The organism is Streptomyces sp. NPDC046860, from assembly GCF_040645115.1.
In the GTDB taxonomy this organism is placed as follows: Bacteria; Actinomycetota; Actinomycetes; order Streptomycetales; family Streptomycetaceae; genus Streptomyces.
The window spans coordinates 116474-136899 of the sequence record NZ_JBEYXQ010000016.1 but is presented as its reverse complement, the minus strand read 5'-3'; the positions used below and the strand labels follow the sequence as shown (position 1 = coordinate 136899).

22 protein-coding genes are annotated in these 20426 nt (G+C 74.0%); 12 read left to right on the top strand and 10 right to left on the bottom strand.

Annotated features, from left to right (window positions below; all coding sequences use genetic code 11):
• Window positions 1-104: 104 nt before the first annotated feature.
• Window positions 105-488, bottom strand: coding sequence for a cold-shock protein (locus tag ABZ898_RS22525; protein WP_086694554.1), 384 nt, complete (start codon window positions 486-488; stop codon window positions 105-107).
• A 162-nt stretch (window positions 489-650) separates the two neighbouring features.
• Here ABZ898_RS22525 and ABZ898_RS22520 point away from each other — a divergent pair, with 162 nt between their 5' ends.
• A complete protein-coding gene (locus tag ABZ898_RS22520; protein WP_361661646.1) occupies window positions 651-911 on the top strand; it encodes a hypothetical protein in 261 nt (86 codons plus the stop codon).
• 208 nt (window positions 912-1119) lie between these two features.
• Here ABZ898_RS22520 and ABZ898_RS22515 read toward each other — a convergent pair whose 3' ends face one another.
• Both ABZ898_RS22515 and ABZ898_RS22510 read right to left on the bottom strand, forming a co-directional pair.
• A complete protein-coding gene (locus tag ABZ898_RS22515) occupies window positions 1120-1749 on the bottom strand; it encodes a haloacid dehalogenase-like hydrolase (RefSeq protein WP_361661643.1) in 630 nt (209 codons plus the stop codon).
• A 49-nt stretch (window positions 1750-1798) separates the two neighbouring features.
• Window positions 1799-2809, bottom strand: coding sequence for a hypothetical protein (locus tag ABZ898_RS22510; RefSeq protein ID WP_361661640.1), 1011 nt, complete (start codon window positions 2807-2809; stop codon window positions 1799-1801).
• Window positions 2810-2946: 137 nt separating this feature from the next.
• Here ABZ898_RS22510 and ABZ898_RS22505 point away from each other — a divergent pair, with 137 nt between their 5' ends.
• Together ABZ898_RS22505 and ABZ898_RS22500 are read left to right on the top strand one after the other, a co-directional pair.
• On the top strand, window positions 2947-5547 hold the full coding sequence (locus tag ABZ898_RS22505) for a helicase C-terminal domain-containing protein (protein ID WP_361661637.1): 2601 nt from the start codon (window positions 2947-2949) through the stop codon (window positions 5545-5547).
• Window positions 5548-5618: 71 nt separating this feature from the next.
• Window positions 5619-7274, top strand: coding sequence for a DNA repair helicase XPB (locus tag ABZ898_RS22500; protein WP_361661634.1), 1656 nt, complete (start codon window positions 5619-5621; stop codon window positions 7272-7274).
• Window positions 7275-7283: 9 nt separating this feature from the next.
• Here the strand turns inward: ABZ898_RS22500 and ABZ898_RS22495 are convergent, their stop codons facing one another.
• Window positions 7284-7490: a hypothetical protein gene (locus ABZ898_RS22495; protein WP_361661631.1), complete on the bottom strand. Its 207-nt coding sequence runs from the start codon at window positions 7488-7490 to the stop codon at window positions 7284-7286.
• A 128-nt stretch (window positions 7491-7618) separates the two neighbouring features.
• Complete coding sequence (locus ABZ898_RS22490) at window positions 7619-8893, bottom strand: hypothetical protein (protein WP_361661629.1); 1275 nt, start codon at window positions 8891-8893, stop codon at window positions 7619-7621.
• Window positions 8894-9209: 316 nt separating this feature from the next.
• Here ABZ898_RS22490 and ABZ898_RS22485 point away from each other — a divergent pair, with 316 nt between their 5' ends.
• Window positions 9210-11177, top strand: a complete 1968-nt coding sequence (locus ABZ898_RS22485; protein WP_361661664.1) for a UvrD-helicase domain-containing protein — start codon at window positions 9210-9212, stop codon at window positions 11175-11177.
• 33 nt (window positions 11178-11210) lie between these two features.
• Here the strand turns inward: ABZ898_RS22485 and ABZ898_RS22480 are convergent, their stop codons facing one another.
• Together ABZ898_RS22480 and ABZ898_RS22475 are read right to left on the bottom strand one after the other, a co-directional pair.
• Complete coding sequence (locus ABZ898_RS22480; protein ID WP_361661626.1) at window positions 11211-11867, bottom strand: DUF5701 family protein; 657 nt, start codon at window positions 11865-11867, stop codon at window positions 11211-11213.
• A gap of 76 nt (window positions 11868-11943) precedes the next feature.
• The gene (locus ABZ898_RS22475; RefSeq protein WP_361661623.1) at window positions 11944-12636 is read right to left on the bottom strand and encodes a copper homeostasis protein CutC; all 693 of its coding nucleotides are present in this window, start codon (window positions 12634-12636) and stop codon (window positions 11944-11946) included.
• Between the two features lie 72 nt (window positions 12637-12708).
• Between ABZ898_RS22475 and ABZ898_RS22470 the strand changes: the two genes are divergently transcribed.
• Both ABZ898_RS22470 and ABZ898_RS22465 read left to right on the top strand, forming a co-directional pair.
• Window positions 12709-13362 (top strand): hypothetical protein, encoded by a 654-nt coding sequence (locus ABZ898_RS22470; protein WP_361661620.1) that lies wholly within the window; start codon window positions 12709-12711, stop codon window positions 13360-13362.
• A 28-nt stretch (window positions 13363-13390) separates the two neighbouring features.
• On the top strand, window positions 13391-14494 hold the full coding sequence (locus ABZ898_RS22465; RefSeq protein ID WP_361661617.1) for a GNAT family N-acetyltransferase: 1104 nt from the start codon (window positions 13391-13393) through the stop codon (window positions 14492-14494).
• Window positions 14495-14551: 57 nt separating this feature from the next.
• On the opposite strand, the gene ABZ898_RS22460 is transcribed toward ABZ898_RS22465, so the two are convergent.
• Together ABZ898_RS22460 and ABZ898_RS22455 are read right to left on the bottom strand one after the other, a co-directional pair.
• Window positions 14552-14812, bottom strand: coding sequence for a DUF4031 domain-containing protein (locus tag ABZ898_RS22460; RefSeq protein WP_361661614.1), 261 nt, complete (start codon window positions 14810-14812; stop codon window positions 14552-14554).
• A 13-nt stretch (window positions 14813-14825) separates the two neighbouring features.
• Window positions 14826-15221: a hypothetical protein gene (locus ABZ898_RS22455; protein WP_361661611.1), complete on the bottom strand. Its 396-nt coding sequence runs from the start codon at window positions 15219-15221 to the stop codon at window positions 14826-14828.
• A 56-nt stretch (window positions 15222-15277) separates the two neighbouring features.
• On the opposite strand from ABZ898_RS22455, the gene ABZ898_RS22450 reads away from it, so the two are divergent.
• From ABZ898_RS22450 to ABZ898_RS22435, 4 genes are all read left to right on the top strand, one after another.
• Window positions 15278-16183, top strand: coding sequence for a MurR/RpiR family transcriptional regulator (locus ABZ898_RS22450; protein ID WP_361661608.1), 906 nt, complete (start codon window positions 15278-15280; stop codon window positions 16181-16183).
• 39 nt (window positions 16184-16222) lie between these two features.
• Entirely contained in the window at window positions 16223-17149 is a 927-nt protein-coding gene (gene murQ / locus ABZ898_RS22445) for an N-acetylmuramic acid 6-phosphate etherase (RefSeq protein WP_361661605.1), read from the top strand.
• Window positions 17150-17244: 95 nt separating this feature from the next.
• Window positions 17245-18681, top strand: a complete 1437-nt coding sequence (locus ABZ898_RS22440; protein WP_361661602.1) for a PTS transporter subunit EIIC — start codon at window positions 17245-17247, stop codon at window positions 18679-18681.
• Window positions 18678-18896, top strand: coding sequence for a hypothetical protein (locus tag ABZ898_RS22435; RefSeq protein WP_361661599.1), 219 nt, complete (start codon window positions 18678-18680; stop codon window positions 18894-18896). The genes ABZ898_RS22440 and ABZ898_RS22435 overlap by 4 nt, the downstream gene beginning before the upstream one ends.
• Here ABZ898_RS22435 and ABZ898_RS22430 read toward each other — a convergent pair.
• Window positions 18893-19279, bottom strand: a complete 387-nt coding sequence (locus ABZ898_RS22430; RefSeq protein ID WP_361661596.1) for a VOC family protein — start codon at window positions 19277-19279, stop codon at window positions 18893-18895. The two genes, ABZ898_RS22435 and ABZ898_RS22430, sit on opposite strands and share 4 nt — an antisense overlap.
• A gap of 114 nt (window positions 19280-19393) precedes the next feature.
• Between ABZ898_RS22430 and ABZ898_RS22425 the strand changes: the two genes are divergently transcribed.
• Complete coding sequence (locus ABZ898_RS22425) at window positions 19394-19963, top strand: hypothetical protein (RefSeq protein ID WP_361661593.1); 570 nt, start codon at window positions 19394-19396, stop codon at window positions 19961-19963.
• A gap of 8 nt (window positions 19964-19971) precedes the next feature.
• Window positions 19972-20409 carry a VOC family protein gene (locus tag ABZ898_RS22420; protein WP_361661590.1) on the top strand — a complete coding sequence of 146 codons (438 nt, stop codon included), beginning with the start codon at window positions 19972-19974 and terminating at the stop codon, window positions 20407-20409.
• Window positions 20410-20426 lie beyond the last annotated feature (17 nt).

The following is a 20426-nucleotide window of genomic DNA, read 5'->3' as shown; positions in this document are numbered from 1 at the left end:
CCTCGTACTGGATGTACGAGGGCGATCCCGACAACGCGGCGAGCGTGCGTGCCAGGCGTCGCGAGCCAGGCGCCACTTTGCGGACACGGCCTAGGGGCGGCGGCTCAGACGTCGAGCTGGTCCGCGACGGCGCGCAGGAGTCCGGCGATCTTCTTGCCGGAGGTGCGCTCCGGGTAGCGGCCCTTCTCCAGCATCGGCGTGATGTTCTCCAGCAGGGTGGTGAGGTCCTGCACGATGGAGGCCAGCTCGTCGGGCTTCTTGCGCTGGGCGGCCGCGACGGAGGGGGTCGGGTCGAGCACGGTCACCGAGAGCGCCTGGTCGCCGCGCTGACCGGCGACGACGCCGAACTCCACGCGCTGTCCCGGCTTGAGCGCCTCGACTCCGGCGGGCAGGACCGAGGAATGGACGAAGACGTCGCCGCCGTCGTCGCGGGAGAGGAAGCCGAAGCCCTTCTCGCTGTTGAACCACTTGACCTTGCCGGTGGGCACGTCTGTCCTCGTCCTCGTACTCGTCGGAAAATGCTCGGAAACGGCTCTGCGTAGCACTGCGGCGGGTCGACCACGACCCGCCGACACCAAGGCTAATGGTCTTCGGGCGGGTGACAAGGTGCTCCCCGGTTGTTCTCTCGGGCTGGGAACTACCCTGGTCCGGTGCGTGACAAAACCCAAACGAATTCCGCCGGGCCCGGTGACGGACTGATCCGCGCCGGAGTCATCGTCTTCTTCCTCGGCGCCGTGGCAACCCTCGTCACGGTGGCCCCGCTCCTTCTCGGCGCGGAGCCCTTTCCGACCTACATGTTCGGCCTGAGCATGCTCATGGCGGTGGGGTTCCTGATCGCGGGAGCGGGCGTGCTCCGCTCGGTGTCCGCGGGACGCCGTCAGGCGCGGGGCGAGGCGCGCCCGGAGGCGTAGGGCCTGTCTTCCGGATCTTGCCGGGGTCGCGGGCCCTGGCACGCACGTCTGCCGCGTTGTCGTCGGTCGCCGACGCTCCGCGTCGCCGCCCTCCTCCGCCTTGCAGCCGCACGCACCAGACCCCGCTCGGGTCGGCCCGAAGGCACCGTCGATCCGAGCCGGCCTGATCCGGAAGAAAGGCCCTAGTCCCGGACGGTCCCCGGGGTCGTCAGACGCCGGCTGCCGCGCGGTGGCCGTCCAGCCAGGCCGGGAAGCCGGTGAGGTCGTCGAGCACCACGTCGGCTCCGGCCGCCCGCAGTTCCCCGGGGGCGCACGGGCCCGTGGCCACCGCGACCGAGAGCGCCCCGGCGGCGCGGGCGCCCCGTACGTCCCCGGTGTGGTCGCCGACGTAGATGTGCGCCCCGTGCTCGCGCAGCGCGCGTGCCTTGTCCTCGGCCCACAGGTCGCCGACCACCACGTCCGGCTCGATACCGAGGTGGGCGAGGTGAAGCTTGGCGTTGGGCTCGTACTTCGCGGTGACCACCATCGTCCGGCCCCCGGCGGCGCGGACGGCCGCCACGGCCTCACGGGCGCCGGTCAGGGCGGGCGTCGGGGCGATGGCGTACTCGGGGTACATCGCCCGGTACAGGTCGGCCGCCGCGGGCACCTCCTCGGCCGGGAACCAGTTCACCAGCTCCTCCGTGAGCGGCGGGCCCAGCCGCGTCACCACGAGGTCGGCGTCCACGTACACCCCGGTCCGCTCCGACAGCGCCAGATAGCAGGCCCGGATGCCGGGCCGCGAGTCGATGAGCGTCATGTCGAGGTCGAAGCCGACGGTGGGCGCGGAGGTGGAGGGCATGGGGGCCATTGTGCCGGGCCGGGGGCCGGGCGGAAGGTGCCGGGTCCCGCTACCGCCTCCGCTGCGACCGCCAGAGCAGGAACAGCGCCGAACTCACCGCCGCCCCCCGCACCACCCACGGCCAGGTCCCGGCCAGGGCGTCGCTCAGGTGCCCCTCGGCCACCGGGGTGCCCCAGTGGCCGGTGGCACGGCCCCAGAGGTAGGTCACCCCGGCCGCCACGGCGAGGGCGGGCAGCACCATCACGGCCCACTTGGTCTCGGCCGGGGTCAGGCGGCGGGAGCCGTAGGCGATGAGCCAGCCGAGGATCAGGGCGAACCAGTTGCCCAGCACCGCCCCGGCCAGCAGCGCGGCGGCGCCCAGCAGCAGGAGCGGGTTGGTCCAGCCGGCCGAGGGCAGCGGGACGAGTCGCCTGAGCCGGGAGCGCGGGACCCCGGCGGGCTCCACGACGGCTTCCTCCGTCCCGGGCTCCTCCTCCGGCTCGACGGTCCGCTCCGCCGGCCTCGCGGGCCGCTTCAGCATCTCGGGGATCTCCACCCCGCCGACGAACCCCGGCACCGAGTCCGCGGCCGCCGCGCCGAACGGTCCGTCCTCCACCCGCCACCAGTCGGGCCGGGTCAGCGAATCGCCGAGTTCGTGCGCGGGGGCGAGGTGCGGCGGGGACGCGGCGTCGGCCGGTACGGAGGGGCCGGGCTCGGCCGGACGCGGCCGGGGCACGACGGCGCGCAGCCCCTTGAGCCCCCTGCCCCTGCGCTCCGGCTTCTCCGGCCTCTCCGGCTTGGCCGGCTCGGGCTGCACGGGCACGGCGGCGGGCGGCGGCTGCGGGGCGGCCCCCTGGCCGCCCACCGCGCGCACCACGTCGTCCGGACTGCCCAGCCGGTCCAGGATGCGGCGCACGGCGGCCGGGCTGTCCACGGTCGCCCTGGCCCGGTGCCGGTCGATCTCGTTGCGCAGCTGGGAGACCAGCCGCATCCGTGTGGACGACGGCAGCTGCCGCTGCTGCGCCACGTCACCGACGCGGCTCAGATACTCGTAGACGACCTGGTCGCTCTCGATCCCCAACGGAAAACCCCTCCGGGGCGACGGCGGTGGAACCCCGCCCAGAAGGTAGCGCAGACCGCCACCAATCGGCCCACGCGTGCGGAGCGGCCCCCCGGGACCCTCGGCCGCCGCCCGCGCCAGCCGCTAACGTGGGTCAGATGAGCCCCGAGGCACCTTCAGCCCCCCGGTCCCTGGCGGAGGCACTCCGTACGCGGGACGACGCCTCGCTGGCCGCGCTGCTGCGCGACCGACCCGACCTCATCGCGCCCGTCCCCACCGACCTCACCCAGCTCGCCACCCGCGCGGGCACCCGTGCCTCGGTGCTGCGCGCGCTGGAGCACCTGGACCGTTTCGCGCTCCAGGCCGCGCAGGCGCTCGCCGTCGCCCCGGACCCGGCGACCTACGACACCCTGCACGAGCTGCTGGCCGGTGACGACGGCGACGAGGCCGTCAGCGCGGCGCTGCCCGCCACCGTGGCCACGCTGCGCGAACAGGCCCTGATCTGGGGCGACGACGACCGGCTGCACCTCGTCCGCACCGCCCGCGAACTCCTCGCGCCCTCCGCGCAGCACCCCTCCCCCACCGGGCTCGGCCCGACCGTGCGGGAGGCGACGTCGGGCATGTCACCGGGGCGCGTGCAGCAGATCGTGAACACGGCCGGGCTGCCCTCCACGCACGACCCGGTCTCCGCCGTCGACGCGCTCACCGGTCTGTTCACCGACCGGAAGAGGATGGCCGCGCTGCTCTCGGGCGCTCCGGAAGCCGCGCGCGAGGTGCTGACCCGGCTGATGTGGGGGCCGCCCTACGGCCAGGTCACCGCCGACCCGGCCGCCCATCTGCGCTGGCTGCTCGACCGGGGCCTGCTGCTGCCGACCGCGCCCGGCACGGTCGTCCTGCCCCGCGAGGTCGCGCTGCACCTGCGCGGCGGCCGCGCGCACCGGGCGCCCGAGCCGGTGCCGCCCGCGGTGGAGCCGGCCGTGGCCCACGGCCGCCGGATCGTGGACGCGACGGCGGCCGGGCAGGCGTACACCGCGCTCGCCACCGTCGAGGAGCTGCTGAAGCTCTGGGACCAGGGCGGCCCGGCCGTGCTGCGGGCCGGCGGGCTCAGTGTGCGCGATCTGAAGCGGACCGCCGTCGCCCTCGACGCGCCCGAACCGCTCGCCGCTTTCTGGGTCGAGCTGACCTACGCCGCCGGTCTCCTCGCCTCCGACGGCGCGGCCGACGAGCGCTACGCCCCCACGCCCGCCTACGACACCTGGCTGGAGCGCCCCGTCGCCGAACGCTGGGGGCGTCTCGCCACCGCCTGGCTGACGGCCACCCGGACGTCCGGGCTGGTCGGCGGCCGGGATGCCAAGGACCGCGCCCTCTCCGCGCTCGGTCCGGGCCTGGACCGGTCGGCCGCGCCCGAGGTACGGCACCGGGTCCTGAGCCTGCTGGCCGGGCTCCCCGAGGGCGTGGCCCCCGCGCCGGACGCCGTGCTGACCCGGCTGACCTGGGAACGCCCGCTGCGCGGCCCGCAGCAGGGCGGCGCCGAGGACCTGCGGGTCCGGCTCGCCCGCTGGACCCTGAGCGAGGCGGAACTGCTCGGCGTGACCGGCCGGGGTGCCCTCTCCAGCCACGGCCGGGCCCTGATGGGCGTGGCGCCGGCCGAGGCCGAGGAGCCCGCCGAGCCCGCCAGGGCGGCCGGGCAGGTGATCCCGCGTCCCGGCGGCGAACCCCGCGCGGCCACCGACGGCCACGCCCCCACGGCCGCCGCCGGGAGCGAGGCCCCCGCCGCCGGCCATCCGGAACCCACGGCTCCCCTCACCGCCACCGGGCAGGCCACCGCCACGGCCGTGGGGCTGCTCGCGCCCCTCCTGCCGGAGCCTCTCGACCATGTCCTGCTCCAGGCCGACCTGACCGCCGTGGCCCCCGGTCCCCTGCTGCGGCCGCTCGCCGAGACCCTCGGGGTGCTGGCGGACGTGGAGTCCAAGGGCGGCGCGACCGTCTACCGGTTCACCCCCGCCTCCGTACGGCGGGCGCTGGACGCCGGGCAGACCGCCGCCGACCTGCACGCCTTCCTCGCCCAGCATTCCCGCACCCCCGTGCCGCAGCCGCTCGCCTATCTCATCGACGACGTGGCCCGCAGGCACGGACACCTGCGGGTGGGCGTCGCCTCGGCGTACGTCCGCTGCGACGACGACGCGGTGCTCAACGAGATCATCGCCGACAAGCGGGCCGCCGCCCTGCGGCTGCGCCGCCTCGCCCCGACCGTGCTGGCCGCGCCCTGCGACCCGGGCACCCTGCTGGAGGGGCTGCGCGCGCTGGGCTACGCGCCCGCCGCCGAGTCCTCCCAGGGCGATGTGCTGATCACCCGGGCCGACGCCCACCGCACCCCGCCGCGCACCGCGCCCGAGCCGGTCCCGGAGGGGCCGCCGTCGCCCGACAGCGTGCTGCTCACCGCCGCCGTCCGCGCGATCCGGGCCGGTGACCTGGCCGCCACCGCCCCGCGCAAGACGACCGGCCCCGAGCCCGCGGCGGGCGGCGAACTCCCCCGCACCACGCCCGCCGACACCCTGGCCACCATGCAGGCGGCCGTCCTGACCGGCGAGGCCGTGTGGATCGGCTACGTCAACGCCGACGGCGCCGCCAGCCAGCGCGTGGTCGCCCCCATCAGGGTCGAGGGTGGTTTCGTCACCGCCTACGACCACACCGCCGACGAAGTACGCACCTACCCCCTGCACCGCATCACCGGAGTGGCCGAGCTGGCGGACGACTGATCCCCGCGGCTGCCCCCTGTGCCCGCTCATCGGGCACACTGGAGGTTTGGCCGCGCGGAAGGATGGCACAGGTGAACGGTCCGCTGATCGTCCAGTCAGACAAAACCCTGCTCCTGGAAGTCGACCACGAGCGGGCCGACGAATGCCGTCGGGCCATCGCGCCCTTCGCCGAACTGGAACGGGCTCCCGAGCACATCCACACCTACCGGCTCACGCCGCTGGGTCTGTGGAACGCGCGGGCCGCCGGGCACGACGCCGAGCAGGTCGTCGACGCGCTGGTGCAGTACAGCCGGTATCCCGTGCCGCACGCGCTGCTCGTCGACATCGCCGAGACCATGGACCGGTACGGCAGACTCACCCTGAGCAAGCACCCCGCGCACGGGCTGGTGCTCACCACCACCGACCGGCCGGTGCTGGAGGAGATCCTGCGCTCCAAGCGGGTCACCCCGCTGGTCGGGGCCCGGATCGACCCGGACACGGTCGTCGTGCACCCCTCCGAGCGGGGGCAGATCAAGCAGACCCTGCTCAAGCTGGGCTGGCCCGCCGAGGACCTCGCCGGTTACGTGGACGGCGAGGCGCACCCGATCGACCTGCGCGAGGACGGCTGGGCGCTGCGCCCCTACCAGCGGCAGGCGGTGGAGAACTTCTGGCACGGCGGCAGCGGTGTCGTGGTGCTGCCCTGCGGCGCGGGCAAGACGCTGGTCGGCGCCGGGGCGATGGCGCAGGCCGGGTCGACCACGCTGATCCTCGTCACCAACACCGTCTCGGCGCGGCAGTGGAAGCACGAGCTGGTGAAGCGGACCTCGCTGACCGAGGACGAGATCGGCGAGTACAGCGGCACGAAGAAGGAGATCCGGCCGGTCACCATCGCCACCTACCAGGTGCTGACCACCCGCCGGAAGGGTGTCTACCCGCACCTGGAGCTCTTCGACTCCCGTGACTGGGGTCTGATCGTCTACGACGAGGTCCATCTGCTGCCCGCTCCCGTCTTCAAGTTCACCGCCGATCTCCAGGCCCGCCGCCGCCTCGGTCTGACCGCGACCCTGGTGCGCGAGGACGGCCGCGAGTCGGACGTGTTCTCCCTGATCGGGCCCAAGCGGTTCGACGCGCCCTGGAAGGAGATCGAGGCGCAGGGCTACATCGCGCCGGCCGACTGCGTCGAGGTCCGCGTCAACCTCACCGACTCCGAGCGGCTCGCCTACGCCACCGCCGAGACCGAGGACAAGTACCGCTTCTGTGCCACCACCGCGACCAAGCGGAAGGTCACCGAGGCGATCGTGCGCCGGTTCGCCGGGCAGCAGGTCCTCGTCATCGGGCAGTACATCGACCAGCTCGACGAGCTGGGCGAGCATCTGAACGCGCCCGTGATCAAGGGCGAGACCTCCAACGCCCAGCGGGAGAAGCTCTTCGACGCCTTCCGCGAGGGCGAGATCAGCGTGCTGGTCGTCTCCAAGGTCGCCAACTTCTCCATCGACCTGCCCGAGGCGACGGTCGCCATCCAGGTGTCCGGCACCTTCGGCTCGCGCCAGGAGGAGGCACAGCGGCTCGGCCGGGTGCTGCGGCCCAAGTCGGACGGCCATCGGGCGCACTTCTACTCGGTCGTCGCCCGTGACACCGTCGACCAGGACTTCGCGGCCCACCGCCAGCGCTTCCTGGCCGAGCAGGGGTACGCCTACCGGATCGTCGACGCCGACGAGATCCTGGCGGAGGGTTCCAAGGAGGGCTGAGGGCCCGGACTACGGGTCCCGCAGGGCGTCCCCGTATCTGCGGTGGACGCCCGCCTCCTCGCCGTACTCGCCGAGTATGACCACGCCGAAGGCGGCCTGCGCGTAGACCTTGATCGCGCGCAGGGACTCGCCCAGGACGTGGTGGCGGACGCCGCCCGCCACCGGCGAGGCTCCGGACGGACGGGGTGGGACGGTGTGCATGGTTGCTGCGCTCATGTCTCCATGGTGAGACTTCCGGCACAAGTCCGGAATACACCCATGGGTCGGTTCTCGCGGCGCTTCCTCTGCACCCGGGGGTGGAGCCCGCCCCTACGCCCGGCACCCCCGCCCCCCTAGGGGGACCGCTACGAGCCGTCCGCGTGCACCGCGTACACGTACCGCTTCCCGGTGTACTCGCTGAGGTTCCAGATCACCGACTTGCCGAACGCCCAGCCCGACGCGCCGCTGCTGTGGTAGCTGAGGTCCTCGCAGCCGATGGCCAGATCGCACACCGTGCTCGCGGTGGAGGCGCCGGAGGTGAAGGTGTTCAGCGCACCCGTGCCGGAGGGGCCGTTGCTGACCGAGAGGTAGTGCTTGGTGTTGCGCGACACCACGCCCTGGATCTTCTTCTGGGCGACCGTGACCGCCTCGCTCGGCGTGCCCGAGGACGGCTTGCGGGTGGTGTAGTCGAGGTTCCAGCGCACGACCTTGGGCGTGCCGGTGGGCTCACCCGTACCGTTGAACGTACCGTCCTTGTAGTTGACGGTGCCCTGCTCCGAGTACTCGCTCACCACCAGGCTGTCCGGGGTGCTGGCCCGGTCGAGTCCGATCGCCGAGTAGCGCAGGTACTTCCCGGAGTTGTCGTAGGCGCCGCTCTGCGGGAGGACGTAGGAGTAGCCGTAGCCGTAGTAGGCGCCGTCGACCAGGCCGCACGAGTCCACCTGCGTGGTGTCGACCTTGAAGAGGGTGTTCAGGTCGAAGACCCGCAGGCCCTTGAAGGTGTCGACCACGTACAGCAGGTTGCCGTACCAGAGGATGCCGCCGGCGTGCTTGCGGATCGGGTTGAACGAGTACTCGCCGGTGTCCGTCTTCACCGGCTCGACCAGCAGGACGTGCCGGTAGGTGGGCGCGGAGGCGGAGTTGTAATTGACGAAGGTCAGCCGCAGTCCCTTGTCGAGCGGGTAGTTGTCGGTGCCGTTGCCGTCCGGGTCGGTCTCGAAGTACCAGGAGACCAGGACGGCCCTGTCGGTGCCGCCCTCGGGGTAGACGCCGTTGCCGTAGGCGTCGGCGCTGGTGGTGACGCCCTGCGGAATCCAGTAGTCGACGTCCTGGTCGCCGCTGTCCCAGGTGAAGCCGGTCTCGAACGCCTCGGACGTGCCGGGGGCGCTGGTGAGCCGGGTCGCCTTGCGGTTGGTGTCGGCGAGGACGGCGGTGGCGTCTGCCGACGCCAGCCTGGTCGCCAGGCCGGCGTTCAGGTCGGCGAACTGCCCGGAGGAGTTGCCCGTGCGGGCGGTGAGGGCGAACTGGGCCGGGTCGATCGTGGCGGCCTGCGCGGTTCCGGCGGCGAGGACGGTGCCCGCCACGCCGGCGAAGGGCGCGGCGGCGATGCCTCTGAGAATGCTTCTACGCGTCATGGACATGGCGTCGAACGTATGTCGTCCATGATCACTCACACAAGGACATCAGTTCGACCGCGAGTCGGCCCCGGCGGGTTCCGGACACGGCGGCCAATTCATTGGCCCCGCCCCGCCCGGCGCGCCTACAATCTCCGCTCTTGCCCGCCTCCCCTCGGAGTGCCGCCGCCCGGCCGGTAACCGGACGGCACCCCCTCGTGACCACGCAGCAGGTTCAACCGGAGGCACCCCCTTGTCCGCGACCGCGCCGCTCGACGACCCCCGCGCCCCCCTGACCCGCGAACGCACCCACCTCGCCGACTCCCGGGCCGCCCTGCGCGCCATGCGGGAGGACGTGGAGGCCATGGACATCAAGGACGTCACCGCGAACTGGGTCAACGCCGCGGTCCTCGCCCGCCAGATCGACGACCGGATCAAGGCGCTGGCCGACCTCAGCGACACCCCGCTGTTCTTCGGCAGGCTCGACTACCTGCACACGCCGGGCGCCGAACAGGCCGAGGGCGCGGACGGCGAGCGCTTCTACATCGGGCGCAGGCACGTCCACGACGCCGACGGCGACCCCATGGTCATCGACTGGCGCGCCCCCGTCTCGCAGCCGTTCTACCGGGCGTCCGGCAAGGACCCGATGGACGTGGGACTGCGCCGCCGCTTCGGCTACACCGGCGGCGAGCTGACCGCGTACGAGGACGAGCACCTGTCGGACCCGACGGAGACGGCGGCCACCAGCAAGCTGCTCCAGCAGGAGATCGAGCGGCCGCGTGTCGGCCCGATGCGGGACATCGTCGCCACCATCCAGCCCGAGCAGGACGAGATCGTCCGCAGCGGGCTGGGCGGCACGGTGTGCGTGCAGGGAGGCCCCGGCACGGGCAAGACGGCGGTCGGTCTGCACCGGGTCGCCTATCTGCTCTACGCCCACCGGGAGCGGCTCGCCCGCACCGGCACCCTGGTCATCGGGCCGAACCGGTCCTTCCTGCACTACATCGAGCAGGTGCTGCCCGCGCTGGGCGAGCTGAGCGTGCGGCAGGCCACCGTGGACGACCTGGTGGCCCATGTGGAGGTGAGCGGCGCGGACGAGGCGCCGGCCGCCGTCCTCAAGGGCGACGCCCGGATGGCCGAGGTGCTGCGCCGCGCGCTGTACGCCCAGGTGACGATGCCCACCGAGCCGGTCGTGGTGGTGCGCGGCTCCCGGCGCTGGCGCGTACCGGCGTACGAACTGGAGGAGATCGTCCGCGAGTTGCTGGGCCGCGAGATCCGGTACGGCGCCGCGCGCGAGGCGCTGCCGCAGCGGATCGCGCACGCGGTGCTGGTGCAGATGGAGCGGGCCGGGGAGGCGCCGGACGACCGGGTGCAGGACGCGGTCGCGCGCAACAGCGCGGTCAAGGCGGTCGTGAAGGCCGTCTGGCCGCAGGCCGACCCGGCCAAGCTGGTGCTGCGGCTGCTGTCCGACGGGGAGTTCCTCGCCGAGCACGCGGCCGGAGTCCTGGACGAGGACGAGCAGAAGGCCGTGCTCTGGGCCAGGCCGGTGCGCAGCGTGCGGTCGGCCAAGTGGTCCTCCGCCGACGCGGTGCTGATCGACGAGGCGGCCGACCTCATCCAGCGCACCCACTCGCTCGGTCACGTCGTCCTGGACGAGGCGCAGGACCTCTCCCCCATGCAGTACCGCGCGGTCGGGCGCCGCTGCACGACCGGCAGCGCGACCGTGCTCGGCGACCTCGCCCAGGGCACCACCCCCTGGGCCACCCGGAGCTGGGACGAGGCGCTGGCCCACCTCGGCAAGGGCGACGGCGTGATCGAGGAGCTGACGGCGGGTTTCCGCGTCCCGACGGACGTGATCACCTACGCGTCCCGGCTGCTCCCCCACATCGCCCCCGGCCTCACCCCGGTGGCCTCCGTCCGGGAGAACCCCGGCTTCTTCGAGGTGCGGGAGGCCGGCGGCGACCACGATCTGGTCGCGGCCTGCGAGGAGTTGCTGCGCCACGAGGGCTCGACCGGTCTGATCGCCGCCGACGCCCGTGTGCCCGCGCTCGCCGAGGCCCTGCGGGAGGCCGGGATCGGCTTCCTCGCCCCCGGTGAGGAGACCACCGAGGAGACCCGGCTGACCCTGGTCCCGGCCTCGCTCGCCAAGGGCCTGGAGTACGACTACGTGGTCCTGGACGAGCCGCGGGCGGTGATCGAGGGCGAGCCCGACGAACGCACCGGCCTGCGGCGGCTGTACGTCACCCTGACCCGGGCGGTGTCGGGGCTGATCGTGGCGCACACCGGGCCGCTGCCCGAGCAGCTCGCCGCCTGAGGGCGGGGCCGCGCCGGAGCGGGCCGCCGGTGTTCAGCCCCGGCGGCCGGTGCCCGAGGCGAACCCCAGCCAGGTGTGCCGGTTGCCCGCCCAGCACCAGCCCACCTTGGGCGCCTCGCGCCGCTCCCGCCCGTCCCGTCCGGTGCCGTTGCTGATCCAGAGCGCCGGGGTACGGGCGTCGAGCGCGCCGCCGGGCTTGCGCAGCCGGGAGCCGATGGTCATGAAGCAGTGATTGCGCTCCAGCACGTCCGGCCGCTGCAGCACCCAGTGGATGCCCTCGGTCAGCAGCAGCGGGGTCCGGGAGCGTCCGGTGAGCGCGGGCAGTGCCTCGTCCGGGCTCCAGTCGGCCAGGTCGTCGCCCCGGTCGACGCCGGTGACCAGGTACAGCGGGGTCCCGGGCAGGCCGGTGGTGTCCAGCGGCGCGAAGAGGTCGACGTCGGTCATGTCGGTGACGACGAACCCCGGCTTGCCGCGGCGGCTCAGCAGCGGCGCGAGGGCGGAGGCGGGGGCGCGGTCGGGGTGGACGGCGAGGAGGGCATCGGCGTCGTGCTCCCCGAGCGCCTCGGCGGCCTCCCGGATCTCGGCGGCCGGCAGCCCGGCGATCTCGTGCACCCCCAGCTCGATCAGCCGCTCGGCCTGGACGATCGGTGCGGGAAGGACGGTGGTGACGGCGTGCGTGGTCTCGGACACGTTGCTCCCAACGACAGCGGTGTGCACGGGCGCAGGGCCAACGAACCGTCCGCGGGGAACATTCCCGTCCGCGCGCTCAGGCGCCGTCCAGCGTCGTGCGCCACCGGCCGACCGCCCCCGCGCACACCGGGCCCGTCCAGCCCTGCGGCCGGGCCGCGCCGCCGATGTGGAAGGCGTCGATGCCGGCCGAGCGCAGCGCGGGCACGTGTTCCAGGCGCAGTCCGCCGCCGACCATGATCCGGGGCTCGTACCCCGGCGTCCCGGTGTGCGCGGCCTCGGCGGTGAGCGTGGGCAGCCCCTCGTCCACGCCCGCCGCGGCGCCCGCGGTCAGGAAGGTGTCCAGACCGGGCAGCCCGCACAGGCGGCGGCGCAGCGCGTCCCGGTCGGCGGCGCGGTCGATCGCGCGGTGAAAGGTCCACGGGCAGCCGTCCAGCGCCCCGACGACCCGCTCGACCGCCGCGAGGTCGACGTCCCCGGCCGGGTCGAGGAAGCCGAGCACGAACTGGTCGGCGCCGGCGTCCCGCAGCTCGGCGGCCACCCGGGTCAGCCGGTCGAGGTCGCCGGCCGCGAACCCGTCGGTGAGCCGCAGCATCACGCGCAGGTCGACGGCGACGGCGGCCCGGATGCCGGCCACCACGTCGGGCCGCGGGCTGAGCCCGTCCGCCGCCATGTCGGTGACCAGTTCCAGCCGGTCCGCGCCTCCCGCCTCGGCGGCGACCGCGTCCTCGACGCCGAGGGCGATCACCTCCAGGACCGCACGCTTGCTCATGGCTCCCCAATCGGCGGCTACAGGTCTAGTCCAATTTTAGGGTACGCCCCGGATCACCGGAACAATGGACACATGGCCGACGCAGACACCGCAGCAGACCTCGGGCTCCGCTTCGCCCGCGCCCTCGAAGCCGCCCGCGCGCCGGGCGAGGGCCCCGACCCGGCGCCGTACGCCCGGAACCTGATCGCCCGTTGGCAGGAGCCGCAGCGGCGCTACCACACGCTCGCCCATCTCACGGCGGTCCTCGACCGGGTCGACGCGCTGGCGGAGCACGCCGACGACCCCGACGTCGTCCGGCTGGCGGCCTGGTTCCACGACGCGGTCTACCTGCCCGAACGCTCCGAGAACGAGGAGCGGTCCGCGCGGCTGGCCGAGCGGGCGCTGACCGAGGCCGGGCTGCCGGAGGCGAAGGTCGCGGAGGTGGCCCGGCTGGTCCGGCTCACCGTCGGCCACGACCCGGCCGGCGACGACCGCGACGGCCAGGTGCTGTGCGACGCCGACCTGGCGGTCCTGGCCTCCGCCCCCTCGGCGTACGCCGCGTACGCGGCCGAGATCCGCGAGGAGTACCACTTCGTTCCCAACGATGCCTTCCACGAGGGTCGTTCGGCGGTACTGCGCCAACTCCTCGATCTGCCGAAGCTGTTCCACACCCCCTACGGCGCGGAGCACTGGGAGGCGACGGCCCGCTGGAACCTCGCGGGAGAGCTGGAAATGCTGTCGCCCTGACACCGGCCGCGCGCCTAGGGTTTTGGGCATGCGAGCGATGAGCGGTGCCCAGGTGACCGAGGCCGTGCGCGGCTGCGTGACGACACTGCGTCCGGCCGTGGACCGCGACTGGTCCGCCGTCCGCGCCGGCGGTCTGGAGTGGGACTGCCACGCCACCGCCACGCACCTCGCCGAGTGCCTCCTCGCCTACGCGGGCAACCTCGCCGGACACGCGCGCGACGCGTACGTGCCCTTCGAGATGCGGCTGGAGGACGGCACCGGCAACGACGGCCTGCTGCACGTCCTTCAGACCACCGGCGCGCTGCTCGCCGCCGCGGTGGACACCGCCGCGCCCGGGACCCGCGCCTTCCACCCCTACCCGTTCCGCAGCGCGGACCGCGAGGGGTTCGCCGCGATGGGCGTGACCGAGGTGCTGCTGCACTCCTCCGACATGGCCCAGGGCCTCGGGCTCCCCTACACGCCCCCCGCGGACCTGGCCGAGTCCGTGCTGACCTGGCTCTTCCCGCACGTCCAGCCGGGCCCGGATGCCTGGCCGACGCTGCTGTGGGCGACCGGCCGGGGCGAGCTGGCGGGCAGACCGAAGGTGGACGGCTGGCGCTGGCACAACAACCTCGTCCTCCCCGCCGAACGCCTCACCCTGACCGGCCTGCGCCCGGCCGCCGCCCGCGATCTCCGCCTGGGCGGCGACGGCGGCCTCACCTGGCTCGGCGGCGCCCCCTACGAGGGCACCCGGGAGGCGGCCGGCTTCATGGTCAAGGCGTACGAGGCGGGCGTCCACCGGCCCGACTTCGGCGTCTTCGCCCTGGTCCGCGCCGAGGACGGCCTCGCGGTCGGCGGCATCGGCTTCCACGGCACCCCGGACGCCGACGGCCGCGTGGAGATCGGCTACGACCTCGTCCCCGAGGCGCGCGGCCAGGGCTACGCGACCGAGGCGGTCGGCGCCCTCACCGCCTGGGCCCTGGACCGTGACGACGTCTCGACGGTCGTCGCCACCGTCGAGGCGGACAACGCCCCCTCGCAACGCGTCCTGGCCCGCGCCGGCTTCCGCCGCGCCGACACCGAACAGGAACGTACGGCCCACGAGGACCGCGGCATGGACGGCGGCCTGCGGCTGTACGTTTACGAGGGCTGACGGGAACCGGCGGGTCGGCGTGGGCCGGGCCGACGCGGGCCCACGGGTCCGGCGTCCCTAGCCGCTCTTGCGCCGCCGCAGTCCCGCCGCGTGCAGCAGCCGGACGACCTCGCGGCTGCGCACCTCCACCGCGCCCGCGGCCACCGCGTCGGCGTAGCGGTGGGCCGGGATGTCGTAGTGGTCGCGCTCGAAGGCGCGGCGGGGCACGCCGAGGGCGGCCGCGAAGAGGTGCAGCTCGTCGTACGAGACGTCACTGACGAGGTGGGACCACATGCGGCCGTGGCCGGGCCAGGCGGGCGGGTCTATGTAGACGGTCACGCGGGCGCGGCCCTCATCCGGGCGTGTTCCCGTCCAGCGCCTCGGCGAGCGAGCCCACGGCCGCGATGTCCACACCGGCCTCGTGGCACACCCAGTGCGGGTCGGGGCCCAGCTCCGGTTCCACGTCCAGCGCGTGCGGGTCGCCCGTGCCGCACGCCGGGCACAGCGGCCAGCGGCCCTTGCGCTCCAGCAGCGCGTCCTGCACGTCCTGCGCGACCAGCCCGGCGACGAAGTCGGCGCCCTCGGGCCACTGCTCGACCCACCAGCGGCGCTGCGTGAGCGACTCCTCGACCAGCGAGACCACGTCCGCCTCGGCCACCTCGCTCGCCATCAGGTCGGCGAGCACCAGCGCGCGGGCCGCGTGCAGCGCCTGTTCGAGCGGGGTGACGGGATCGGTGGCGTCGTCCATGCCCCCCATTGTGCGCACTCTTGCCCCGCCTGCCGAACGGGAAATATCTTTCAGACGTGACCCAGGACGTGAAGGAAACTTTCGGGAGTCCCGGCGGCTCGCTCGCCGCCAAGGTGCGCACCCTGACCCCGTCCATGACCCGGTCCATGCAGCGCGTCGCGGAGGCCGTGGCCGGCGACCCGGCGGGCTGCGCCGCACTGACGGTGACCGGGCTCGCGGAACTGACCGGCACCAGCGAGGCCACGGTCGTCCGCACCGCCCGCATCCTCGGTTACCCCGGCTACCGGGACCTGCGGCTCGCCCTCGCCGGGCTCGCGGCCCGGCAGGAGTCCGGCGGCGCGCCGGCGATCACCACGGACATCGCGGTGGACGACCCGCTCACCGACGTGGTCACCAAACTGGCCTACGAGGAGCAGCAGACCCTCGCCGACACCGCGGCCGGACTGGACACCGCCCAGCTCGGCGCGGCCGTGACCGCGCTCGCCGCCGCCCGCCGCACCGACGTTTACGGCATCGGGGCGTCCGGCCTGGTCGCGCAGGACCTCACCCAGAAGCTGCTGCGGATCGGGCTGGTCGCGCACGCGCCGGGCGACCCGCACCTCGCGGTGACCAACGCGGTGCAGCTGCGCGCGGGGGACGTGGCCGTCGCCATCACCCACTCGGGCTCGACCGGCGACGTCATAGAACCGCTGCGCACCGCCTTCGAGCGGGGCGCGACCACCATCGCCGTCACCGGCCGCCCCGACTCCCCGGTCACCCAGTACGCCGACCACGTGCTGACCACGGCCACCTCCCGCGAGAGCGAGCTGCGCCCGGCCGCGATGTCCTCCCGGACGGGCCAGCTCCTCGTCGTGGACTGCCTGTTCGTGGGCGTGGCCCAGCGGACCTACGAGACCGCGGCCCCCGCGCTGGCCGCGTCCTACGAAGCACTGGCACACCGGCACCGGAGCGCACAGCGCTAGCGCCCATCTCCTCGGACCCACCGGAAAGAGCCGCACCAGATGACCGACTCCCTTCGCCTCCAGAGCGAGCTGGCCACCCTGACGACCGAGGCGTTCCGGCCGGAGCTGGCCGGCATCGACCAATGGCCCACGCTGGACATCGCCCGGCTGATGAACGGCGAGGACGCGGGCGTGCCCGCGGCCGTCGCGGCCCGACTGCCCGAGATCGCCGCCGCCGCGGACGCCGTCGCCGACCGCATGGGACGCGGCGGGCGTCTGGTGTACGCGGGCGCCGGTACGGCCGGACGGCTCGGCGTGCTGGACGCCTCCGAGTGCCCGCCCACCTTCAACACCGCCCCCGGCCAGGTCGTCGGGCTGATCGCGGGCGGCCCGGGCGCGATGGTGAACTCCGTGGAGGGCGCGGAGGATTCCGCCGGGCTCGCCCGCGCCGACCTGGACGCGCTGAAGCTGACCCCCGAGGACTCGGTGGTCGGTGTCTCCGCGTCCGGGCGCACGCCGTACGCGGTCGGCGCGGTCGAGCACGCCCGCGCGGCCGGCGCGCTGACGGTGGGCCTGTCCTGCAACGCGGACAGCGCCCTGGCGGCCGCCGCCGAGCACGGCATCGAGGTGGTCGTGGGCCCCGAACTGCTCACCGGCTCGACCCGGCTGAAGGCGGGCACCGCGCAGAAACTCGTCCTGAACATGCTGTCGACGATCACGATGATCCGGCTGGGCAAGACGTACGGGAACCTGATGGTCGACGTCCGCGCCTCCAACGCCAAACTCCGGGCGCGTTCGCGGCGGATCGTGGCCCAGGCGACGGGCGCGCAGGACGCGGAGATCGAGCGGGCGCTGTCCGAGGCGGACGGCGAGGTGAAGACCGCGATCCTGATCGTCCTGGCGGGGGTGGACGGCGCCACGGCGACCCGCCTGCTGAAGGAGTCCGACGGCCGGCTGCGGACGGCACTGGGGAAGGCGGGGGCGTAGGCCGGGCCTGACGTACAGCCCACAAGGCGTACGGCCGCCCGCCTTCCGGAGGAGTCCCGCGCGCCGGACCGGTGGCGGTGGCGCAGGCTCGGAGCGTGCGCAACGACTCCGCCACCGCCTCCGCCGTCCTCGCCCTGACGGGCGGCCCCGCCAACATCACCCAGGTGACTCACTGCCTCACCCGGCTGCGCCTCACCCTCGCCGATCCGGGCGCGGTGGACGAGGAGTCGTTGCGCTCCCTTCCGGGCGTGCTCGGGGTGATCGGCGCGGGTACGCCGTCGCTCCAGGTCGTGCTGGGGCCGGGGGTGGTCGACACGGTCACGGCGGAGGTGGAACGGCGGCTCGCGGCAGGGGGCACCGCCGAAGAAGGGAAGGGGAGGGCGACGGAGGGGAAGGGGACGGGGATTCCGGCTTCCGAGCCGCGTCCGAAGGGGGCCGCTCCCGCCGTACTCCGCCGTGTCGCCAACGTCTTCGTCCCCCTCATCCCCGCCCTGATCGGCTGCGGCATCATCGCCGGGGTCAACGGCCTGCTGACGAACGCCGGATGGCTGCCCGGCCTCACCCCCGCCCTCGCGGCCATCGCCTCCGGGTTCATGGCCCTGATCTCGGTGTTCGTCGGCTACCAGACGGCGAAGGAGTTCGGCGGCACCCCCGTCCTGGGCGGCGCGGTGGCCGCGGTGATCGTCTATCCGGGCGTGGCGAAGGTGACCGCGTTCGGCCTGCACCTCTCCCCCGGCCAGGGCGGCGTCCTCGGCGCACTCGCCGCCGCCCTGCTCGCCACCCGGATCGAGAAGTGGTGCCGAGGACGCCTCCCCGGCGCGCTGGACGTCCTGCTCACCCCGACCGTGACCGTCCTCGTCGCGGGCCTGGCCACGCTGTACGGGCTGATGTACGCGGCCGGAGCCGTCGCCACCGCGATCGGCACCGGGGCGAACTGGCTGCTCACCACCACCGGCGCGTTCGCGGGCCTGCTGCTGGGCGGACTGTTCCTCCCCCTGGTGATGCTGGGCCTGCACCAGGCGCTCATCCCCATCCACACCACCCTCATCGAGCAGCAGGGCTACACCGTGCTGCTCCCCCTGCTGGCCATGGCGGGCGCGGGCCAGGTCGGCGGCGCGCTCGCGGTGTACGTCCGCCTGCGCCACGACACCACCCTGCGCACCACGATCCGCTCCGCCCTCCCCGCGGGCCTGCTGGGCGTGGGCGAGCCGCTGATCTACGGCGTCTCGCTCCCCCTGGGGCGCCCCTTCCTCACCGCCTGCGTGGGCGGGGCGGCCGGCGGCGGGTTCGTCGGCTTCTTCGCCATGCTCGGCCAGAAGGTCGGCGCGACCGCGATCGGACCCTCCGGCTGGGCCCTCTTCCCCCTGCTGACCGGCGACCGGGGCCCGGTCCCCGCCATGGCCGTCTACGCGGGCGGTCTCCTCACGGCGTACGCGGTCGGCTTCGCGGCGACCTACGCCTTCGGCTTCCCGAGGGGCACGGACCCGCGCCCGCGTGACGCCCGCCGCTCCCCCTCGTTGCCCCTGGCATGAAGAAGCTGCTGCTCGCCACGCTCGCCGTCGCCGCGTCCTCCGGCGTACTGGCCGCCCCCGCCCAGGCCGCCTCCGACGACCATTGGACGGCCGAGGACACCACCGCCTGCGCGGCCGACCTGACCGTGACCCCCGTGGTGGAGGCCGTCTCCCCGCTCCCGGCGGCCGAGAAGGCCCCCACCTGCGGAGAGGGCAGCCTGCTGCACCACGGTTAGCCGTACTGGGCGATCTGGATCAGGTTGCCGCAGGTGTCGTCCAGCACCGCGACGGTCACCGGGCCCGCCGCCACCGGCTCCTGGGTGAAGCGCACCCCGACCGCGCGCAGCCGGTCGTACTCGGCGCGCACGTCGTCCACGGCGAAGGAGGTGGCCGGGATGCCGTCGCCGTGCAGGGCCGACATGTACGGCCTGGCCGCGGGGTGCGCGTCGGGTTCCAGCAGCAGTTCGGTGCCGTCCGGCTGCTCGGGCGAGACGACGGTCAGCCACCGGTACGCGCCGAGCGGCACGTCGGCCTTCTTCACGAAGCCCAGCTTCTCGGTGTAGAAGAGCAGGGCCTTGTCCTGGTCGTCGACGAAGACGCTGGTCAGGTTGATTCTCACGGGCGGACCCTCCGGAACGGCGAACGGTGCGGGGCCCGCGTGGGCGGGCCCGGACCGATACTCGCGCATTCCGGCCCCGGACACCCGGACTCGCGCGGGTGAGAAGCTGGACGCATGAATCACGCCCAGCTCACCGCGCTCGGCCGTGCTCTCCGGCTCGTCGGGGAGCACGGTGACGCGCTGACCGCCGACACCCCGGACTCCCGGCTGCACGAGGTCAAGGCAGATCTCCGCCGGGCGCTGGACCTGCTGGACGAGAGCGTCTCGGCCGGCGCCCCCGTCACCCGCTGCGCGGAGCACCCGCAGGGCCCGGTGGACGAGAGCGCGCGGGATCTCTGCCTGCTGTGCGAGACGCGCAGGAGGGCCGCCCGCCGCGCCGAGTACGGCGGCCAGGGCAGGGGCCCGGAGGCCCCCGCCACCTCCCCCTCCCGCTACGGCGTCCGCGCCGACCGCCCCCAGCCCCAGCAGCGCTGGCTGCCCGAGGCGTGGAACGGCCGCGAATGGCAGCTCTGCGGCACCCCGCGCCGCGACCGCCACGAGGCGGAGGCGTACCTCGCCGCCGCCCGCCGGGGCTCACGCCCCGCGATGGCCTACCGCCTGGTGCACGAGTTCACGGACTACGAGGTGCTCCGGGTGTGGGGTACACCCGCCCAGGTCGACATCGAACCCATGGGAAACCTGTAGGGAGAAGCATGAAACAGCAGGTCAGCATGGTCACCCTGGGTGTGGGGGACCTGGCGGCGAGCCGCCGTTTCTACAGTGAGGGCCTCGGGTGGACCCCGTTGCTCGACCTGGACGAGGTCGTCTTCTACCAGGTGGGCAACGGCCTGGCCCTGGCCCTCTTCCCCCTGACGGACCTGGCCGCCGACACCGGCTCCCCGGCCACCCCCGGCACCCCCTTCACCCTGGCCCACAACGTCGGCTCCCCCGCCGGGGTCGACGCGGCCGTGGCCCGCGCCCGCGAGGCCGGGGCGAGCGTGCTCAAGGAGCCGCAGCGGGCGGCCTTCGGCGGCTATCACGCGTACTTCACCGACCCCGACGGCCACCGCTGGGAGGTCTGCCACAACCCCGGCTGGTCGGTGACCGAGGACGGCACGGTGCGGCTGACGGCGGTGGAGCCGGAGAGCTGACCCGCTGAGGACGACAT

What these genes read in the sequence shown, in the direction of transcription:
- ABZ898_RS22490 (WP_361661629.1), bottom strand. Translation starts at nt 8,893, where the DNA reads ATGTCCATGACGCGTAGAAGCATTCTCAGAGGCATCGCCGCCGCGCCC.
- ABZ898_RS22505 (WP_361661637.1), top strand. Translation starts at nt 2,947, where the DNA reads ATGAGCCCCGAGGCACCTTCAGCCCCCCGGTCCCTGGCGGAGGCACTC.
- ABZ898_RS22420 (WP_361661590.1), top strand. Translation starts at nt 19,972, where the DNA reads ATGAAACAGCAGGTCAGCATGGTCACCCTGGGTGTGGGGGACCTGGCG.
- ABZ898_RS22475 (WP_361661623.1), bottom strand. Translation starts at nt 12,636, where the DNA reads ATGAGCAAGCGTGCGGTCCTGGAGGTGATCGCCCTCGGCGTCGAGGAC.
- ABZ898_RS22515 (WP_361661643.1), bottom strand. Translation starts at nt 1,749, where the DNA reads ATGCCCTCCACCTCCGCGCCCACCGTCGGCTTCGACCTCGACATGACG.
- ABZ898_RS22435 (WP_361661599.1), top strand. Translation starts at nt 18,678, where the DNA reads ATGAAGAAGCTGCTGCTCGCCACGCTCGCCGTCGCCGCGTCCTCCGGC.
- ABZ898_RS22470 (WP_361661620.1), top strand. Translation starts at nt 12,709, where the DNA reads ATGGCCGACGCAGACACCGCAGCAGACCTCGGGCTCCGCTTCGCCCGC.
- murQ (WP_361661605.1), top strand. Translation starts at nt 16,223, where the DNA reads ATGACCGACTCCCTTCGCCTCCAGAGCGAGCTGGCCACCCTGACGACC.
- ABZ898_RS22495 (WP_361661631.1), bottom strand. Translation starts at nt 7,490, where the DNA reads ATGAGCGCAGCAACCATGCACACCGTCCCACCCCGTCCGTCCGGAGCC.
- ABZ898_RS22465 (WP_361661617.1), top strand. Translation starts at nt 13,391, where the DNA reads ATGCGAGCGATGAGCGGTGCCCAGGTGACCGAGGCCGTGCGCGGCTGC.
- ABZ898_RS22485 (WP_361661664.1), top strand. Translation starts at nt 9,210, where the DNA reads ATGCGGGAGGACGTGGAGGCCATGGACATCAAGGACGTCACCGCGAAC.
- ABZ898_RS22425 (WP_361661593.1), top strand. Translation starts at nt 19,394, where the DNA reads ATGAATCACGCCCAGCTCACCGCGCTCGGCCGTGCTCTCCGGCTCGTC.
- ABZ898_RS22455 (WP_361661611.1), bottom strand. Translation starts at nt 15,221, where the DNA reads ATGGACGACGCCACCGATCCCGTCACCCCGCTCGAACAGGCGCTGCAC.